This is a genomic window from Chamaesiphon sp. (assembly GCF_041737865.1).
Lineage (GTDB): Bacteria > Cyanobacteriota > Cyanobacteriia > Cyanobacteriales > Chamaesiphonaceae > Chamaesiphon.
The window spans coordinates 24,726-31,769 of sequence record NZ_JBGSQZ010000280.1; the positions used below are offsets into that span (position 1 = coordinate 24,726).

The window sequence follows — 7,044 nt, forward strand, 5'->3', positions numbered from 1 at the left end:
ATATATTAAATAAGTATTCTTTTAACTACTATGGGAATTGATATTAATCTGTTAACCAATTTCGATGGCTCTATATTTCTAGCTTCTACAGATCCCGCTACAATCGCAAATAATTATGGAGCCGCATTAAACAAAATAATTCAGAAGTTACTAGTTGGCGACGGATCGTCAATGACCGACACTTTTTGGGGCGCAATTGTATCTCCATTTAAGCTGATTGCTGGGGTAGGGGTATTATTTTGGATCGTCCCAGTTCTACCCGATTTGTCATACGACTTTCTCAAGAACAATACACTAAAGATTTTAACACTACTGCTAATCACATTCTTCTTTGTCAATGATGCTTATGCAGCGCGTGTTTTTGCAATTGGTAACTATGCAATGATTAGAGGGATTGATGCCGAGATAGCAGCCAACACAAAACTTATTATCGGTGCAAATGCTGAAGTCACAGCAATTAAAACTGATAGCGACACGATTAAGGCGATCAGCAATCAAGTTCGAGTATGTATAGATATCCCCAAAACTGTAGACGACTCCGATCCTGCGAAGCTAGGAAATCAGATTCCAAATCAAACATACATCGATTGTAATAGAGATCTAAAGGCAATGATCGGAGCAGCTAAAACTTCAGTAAAGAGTCCCGATCTTGCCAACGATCTGGCTACTGCGGAGGCTGGTTTAAGTACAGATAACGGCAATTTTGACTTTGGTAAAGGAGTTAGAGATTTGATGAAAATCTTTGCCGAGCCGGAAAAATGGTTGAAAGACCAATTTCTGAGTTTAGTTCTAGATGGCTGGACTTCCGCTCTTGCCGACACGGTTCAAGAAGGTATGATTCTGTCAATTATTGCGCTGCCAATTCCATTGGCATTTTCATTTATGAATACTAAACCGCTGATAAATTGGTTTGCATCTTTGTGGGGATTAGGCATTTTCAAGTTTTCGCTGACATTTTTGGGTGCTTTAATTGGTTTTATCGGTGCGAATATGGCAGGAAGTCTACCAGCGTATAGCCTGCAATTTAGCTATGCTATTGGCGCACCGATAATTGCCGGATTGATTGCCACAGGTGGAGGAGTTGGGATTCTACAACTTATGGCGCAACTCAGTAGTGAGATGGCTGGACTTTTAAAAGGAGGGGTTAAGTAGCCTGTAAACATAGCAATCGTTTTATTTTGAACGATTGACTACTTGCGAAAGTCATTGTGTCGTGCTAATTGACACAATGGCTATAGAAATGAGGGGAAACTAGATCTAGAACAGTGCTAAAAAGCTCGTATTTTAACTTTCGATTGAGGTCTATGATGAAAATCAGACAAATTTCAAACTACACTCCAGTAAACGAGGAGCCTTTATCAGCAATAGTTATTCACGATCCGATTGCCGATCTACCAAAGGAAGAATATCTTGTAGATAATGCTGCCACAATCAGTTCAAAAAATATTATCGCTGGCTGGAAGATCGCCGCCTTCGGGCTACTTGCTATTAATATTTGCTTTGGAGTAGCTATTATTGGCATGTTGTTCGCCGCTATTTCTAGGTCGATGCCAACATTTATTACTAGAGGTAATGGTGAAACAGAAGCACTTGAATTTTTCGCAGGAACAGATCGTTCTTCCACTTTGATTAAATTTTTCGCGCAGAAAACGATGACTGGTATCTATACGTGGCGAAATACGCTGCCAGAAAAGGGAAATATCCCCGATCCTGGCATTGCTATAGAAGGGGGAAGAAGAATTCCAACTACTGCTTATCGATATACTCTCGCCCTCGACCCAGAATTTGCAAATAGCTATCGCAAACAATTAAGCGAACTCCAATCAATCGTGCAGGGGAATGGCAATAGTTCGATCCAAACAGTATATTTAGTCGAACAAATTGGCGAACCAGAATCTCTAGGTTTTGGTAAATGGAAAATTAAAGTTGCTGGCACTCAATTAATCGCTAGTAGCAGCGACCAACAGCCCACAAAGCTAAATATCAATGTCGAAATGACCGTTAGGGCAGTGCCGCCGCCAATATTATCGGAGGTCACTCGTAAATATGAAGATATTGGAATTGCTAAGGCAGCTCAAATGGCTCGTGCTGAAGGTCTAGAAGTTATCTCGATTACCAACATTAAATAGTTAACCCGCAATAGGTATTAAGGAGAAATTACATGTTACCGGAAAAACTATCACTCGGAAAAGTGTCTCAGCAAATGGGAATAGTCTTACCAAAATCTGGGGATTTGTCTGAAGAAGCGGAATCTAAAGCTACTGGTGCTGTAGATTTGCAAAAAGATTCGCAGCCGCCAGAAAAAAATCCAAAAATCCAAATATTATTGATTGGATTGGCATTATTCAGCACTTTAGGCGTTGCAACTATGCTGATTCTCTGGGGTATTGGCAGTACTACACAACAAGCTGCCAAGAAACCAGATTCTCTCACAGCGACCGAACAGTCAGTTAAGTCAACTGACGAACAACAAAAAGAGGTTGCCGATCTAAAAACCAAGCTAGTGATGCAGCAGCAAAAAGAGGATGCGGCTAAAGTTAGTGCCGAGCGAGAGAAAGTTAATGCCGAGCGAGCTAAAACTTTAGCATCCAATCCTAGCAGCCTTAGCCCGTCTACAACGGCCCCAATCGCGACCGCTACAGAAGCTAAACCGATCGATAAAATGCAGTCTTCAGAGAGTGACAAAGCCGCATTAGCAGCTCTACAGCAACAGAAACAGCAGGAGACATCCCAACTGGCAGCCTTACGTCAATCTCGCCAGCAGGAGACATCCCAGTTGGCAGCTCTACAGCAACAGAAACAGCAGGAGACATCCCAGTTAGCATCATCGCGCCAATTTCGCCAGCGTGAGAATTTACAACAGCTCGCGGCTCGCGCCCAAACAGCCAACGAGCAAAGAAATCAAGGATCGCTCCGCAGTCAAAGAAATGGAAATTTGGCAAAAGCCTTTACACCACAACCAGCACGAGTCGCCCGCCGGAGTGCGATCGCCAAGGCTCAATCACCCAGAATACTCCAACCTGCGGTAGCACTAAACCCATCGACCATCCAACAACCAAAACTGGAATGGGAACAAGCATCGACTCTCTCTAACTATGGTGGTATTACAGCTCCTAACGATCCAAATACCACTAAGCTAACCGATCGACCACTCGCGCTTGCTGGAGGCAACGCCATGTCTCCCATTCTGCGCCTACCAGTCGGTCAAGTAGTGTCTGGAAAACTGGTAACTCCTTTCTACACTCTGATTTCCAATGGAGAAGGTATCGTCCAAAACGCAAAAGCCTTAGCAACAGTAACGATCGATCGATCGATCGAAGTTGGCTCCGGTTGGCATCTACCTATCGGTACCGCAATCGAGTTTGAGTTACAAATCGCTGATAACGGGATGATCCAAGCAGTGTCTAAAAAAGTTACTTACGGCAATACCGAAATTTTAATCCCGCCAGGAGCCTTCGCGATTACCGGAACTGATAACCAACCACTATTCGCCCAAATTAGAGAGGTTAACGGCTCTCAGCTTGCCGGAGCCGATACTCGCGCAGCAATCTTCGGCGGCGCGGCTGAACTTGGCAACGTGCTAGTCAATAGCGGCAACAGCAGTAGCGTCTCCGTCGGACTAGGTACCTCGATTGTTACTCAAAATAACGGTAGCCCCAATATTTTTGGTGCTTTATTTAAGGGAGCTTTTAATCCACTGGCTAACCTGCAAGTTAACCGCGCTAACAGTCTTGCCAATAAGGTAGAGAAGATGAGCAAAGTCGGCTACTTACTCCCTGGTACTTCAATGCGCGTATACGTCGCCCAAGCTGCTACATTCCAAATTCCTACCGATAGCACCGCTCCTCAAGCTCTAAGTTCGACCCAAAATTACCAACCCACTTCAATACCAAACATCGCTCGTTTAGATACTGCAACAACTGCATTAATTGTAGAAACACCAATAGATCCAATGTTCACTCAATCGGTTATTAATTCCGGTGGGGCGAATGTTGCTTTACCCAATCCTTTCTATATTTCTCCAGGACAGCAATCGAGCGTGTTGCCTCAGCCTTTGGAAACTTCACCCCAGGTACCCTCACACCTTCCAACCATTGATTCTAGTTATACGACTGTTCCAACTCAACCGCGAGGAACATCAACCCAGTTACCTACTCAGCTTCCGATCGTTCCTAATTACACTGTCGTTCCAACTCAACCCCCAGGGACTGCAACCCAACTACCCATTCAACCTCCAACTGTCAACCCTAATTATCCGACTGCTCCAATTCAACCAATAATAATCCAAACTACCCAAGGTAATTATGGTATTAAGTAAAACTCCATTTTTATTACTGCTTTCACTGCTATTTCCTCATGTTCCTGTTAATGCTGGCACAATGTCCTTGCAAAGCGAGTACGTGACTGCCAGCGTATCCGAAAATATCGGACAGCTACTTGATTGGTCGGCAACCGATCGACGAATCGAGCGGATATTTTTTGATAATCCCGAACGCTTCCGCGATTCATTTGTAATTACAACCGATGGTTGCACTAACAATAAATGCGTCAATGCTTCTCTGTTGAATATTAGTGCCCGTCCTGGCGGTCGTTATCTTGATGCTTCGCTTAAAGTGATCCTCTACGACCGTTTGGGGAAAAAGCGCGTTCTAGCGGTGAATGTAGTCAAAGTCAAACAAGTTACCGATAGTCTTATGACATTCTCTCCGGTGGCAATTCTTAGTAACCCAAACTATCGATCGACAGATTTTTACAACAATCGACCTGCTTATCCCACATCCACTCGAAAACAGGCAACAACTTCAAATTAAATCTATCCAGATAAGTTAATAACTGGCTGTTAATTAAGTAATGATTGTCCGAAGGTGGCGATCGAGAATTAGACCTATACATTTCGTTAGATGAATCAGCAAATTTCACAGCAGATACATTCTTATATTATCGAAAATACGGGGCAGACTAGACCTTTTATACTTGGAGTAATTCCGATTGTGATTATTTTAACTTTGTCATTTGAAATCTACGTGAGAGTACTTGATGCCATCCGCTACTATGTTCCCAAGGATCGACGAAAAAATAAATAAATATGAACGGGCAAGATTGGCAGCGAATACAATTTTATGCCCTTAGAGCAGTTGTCATCATCACATTTTTAGCTGCTTTCTTTGGAACTATCTCTGGAATATACGGTGTGGCGCGTTATTTGACCCCAACTACTCAACAAAACACTAAATAAATGCGAAGTAATACTTTTAGACAACATCGTTCGGCATCTTTCGCGCAGCGTCCTCCTTTGGAAATCGGGCAGTGGTTTCACAGAAATCGTCGCACAATTTTCATGGCGACAATGAGATCGGCAGTTTACTCGACATCTTTGGTAGCTGCTTACCATACTTTCACAGGCGGCTTGAGTGTTTATATATTTTTAAAAGAGTCCGTGTTTCCTATTTTTCAGGAGCTAATGTAACATGATTTGGCGTAATCTTTTTCTGGCTATCTTATTTACAAGCAGTTATCTATCGCTGCCCGTTCGCGCCGAGACTGGCGATATCCAAAGCGGAGAACAATTAGCTGGAGTTCAAAAAGCTCTCTCTCAAGCTACATTTGCGAATAGTCCGCCCACAACGGCATCTGTAACATATACTGCCAACCCGCTCGTACCGCAAATTCCCAGCTTTTCATACACTGCCGGAACGCCGCTTACTCAAGCCATTCCAGGCGCACTCGCTTCGATTATGGGAGCGAGTAAATACTCCCCACAATCGGCGATTATCGAATCTGGTGGCGATTTAAGTGCTCTAACCAATGCTAATTTAACTGCCCTACCCTTTGTTGGGAAATTACCTTTTGCCTCGATTGTCTCGGCCAATCCCCAAATCGCTGGCTTAAAAGTTGGCGATGTTTTTCCGAGCTGGGGTGCTGTCGATCCATCCAAATCGGTCGCGGATGTTGCCAGTGGTCTGCTGGGGAAAATCCCCCTGCCGATGGACGTACTAGGCAACACTCCAACTTTAAATCTTCCTGGCATAATCGGCACCCCATACGGCGAGTATCCTGGTATCGGCAAGCTACCCCTTGATGGATTTAATATCGACGGTCTTGATACGGTACTTGTAAGCGATCTTCCTGGAATTCCCGATCTAAGTTGGGATAAGTTTATCAAAATCGACGTTATCCCTTCATTTATGGTATCAATGAAATTCGATTTGCTCCATTCAGGGCAAAAAGAATTAAATCTTGGTAAAGGCGACAAAGTTTTTGCAGGTAGCAACAAAGAGCCGAACGCCCCCTGCAAAAACTGCGATGCAGTCGAATTACTGAGTGCTATCGCTCCCAATAGCGACCTAAATCCCTATAATGGAACGATTTCGCCAATTGGTTTACGGCTCAAGGGTGGTGAAGGATTACTGGGAGAGCTGACTACTGCTGCTGGAATGCGCGAACCTTCGGGTTTTGAAATTCCATACATCGGCATTAACAACTGCGGTTCTAAATGGTCGGCTGAGTCCCCTAATGTCAAAAACGGAACGATCCAACAGACGCTTAATTTCCGCATCTGTTATGACGTACTCTTTCTCGGTCGTCAAGCTACACCTTACTTCCTTCCTTTACCCCTACCGCTCCCAGCTAATGAGAAGCAAGCCAATTTTCTACTACCAATGAGCATTAAACCTGTTGCAAGTAAACTATTGCCATTGCCAACATTGCCAACGCTACCATCGGTACCGACACTTCCATCGCTACCATCGGTACCGACACTCCCATCGTCACCACCTCAATTGTTCGTTTCACTCCCAACCACAGAAACTCCATCAGCAGCATATACAATACCGTCCACAATTGGATACGACAGAATAGCACTATTTGGGGCGGCTACTAAAAACTCATATAGTCCAATTTTAAATATACTAAGCACGGCTAGCAATTAGACTTTTACAGTAGGGATTATTAGCGATCGTGAGATACTATGGTAAATGGAGTGGTGTTGAAGAGATCGAGTCTAATGCTGAAAATAAATTTTGTCGAAGAAGATATTAAAAAGCT

At 43.7% G+C, this 7,044-nt stretch carries 6 protein-coding genes; all 6 read left to right on the top strand.

What is annotated here, in order from left to right; all coding sequences use genetic code 11:
- The first annotated feature begins 30 nt into the window (after positions 1-30).
- Positions 31-1,152, top strand: coding sequence for a hypothetical protein (locus tag ACEW9J_RS21255; protein WP_373547081.1), 1,122 nt, complete (start codon positions 31-33; stop codon positions 1,150-1,152).
- Between the two features lie 152 nt (positions 1,153-1,304).
- Positions 1,305-2,129 (top strand): hypothetical protein, encoded by an 825-nt coding sequence (locus tag ACEW9J_RS21260; RefSeq protein WP_373547082.1) that lies wholly within the window; start codon positions 1,305-1,307, stop codon positions 2,127-2,129.
- Positions 2,130-2,161: 32 nt separating this feature from the next.
- Positions 2,162-4,318: a hypothetical protein gene (locus tag ACEW9J_RS21265; protein WP_373547083.1), complete on the top strand. Its 2,157-nt coding sequence runs from the start codon at positions 2,162-2,164 to the stop codon at positions 4,316-4,318.
- The gene (locus ACEW9J_RS21270) at positions 4,305-4,811 is read left to right on the top strand and encodes a hypothetical protein (protein ID WP_373547084.1); all 507 of its coding nucleotides are present in this window, start codon (positions 4,305-4,307) and stop codon (positions 4,809-4,811) included. Before ACEW9J_RS21265 ends, ACEW9J_RS21270 begins: the two co-directional genes overlap by 14 nt.
- A gap of 425 nt (positions 4,812-5,236) precedes the next feature.
- Positions 5,237-5,467 (top strand): hypothetical protein, encoded by a 231-nt coding sequence (locus tag ACEW9J_RS21275; protein WP_373547085.1) that lies wholly within the window; start codon positions 5,237-5,239, stop codon positions 5,465-5,467.
- A 1-nt stretch (position 5,468) separates the two neighbouring features.
- Complete coding sequence (locus ACEW9J_RS21280) at positions 5,469-6,929, top strand: hypothetical protein (protein WP_373547086.1); 1,461 nt, start codon at positions 5,469-5,471, stop codon at positions 6,927-6,929.
- The last annotated feature ends 115 nt before the right edge of the window (positions 6,930-7,044 follow it).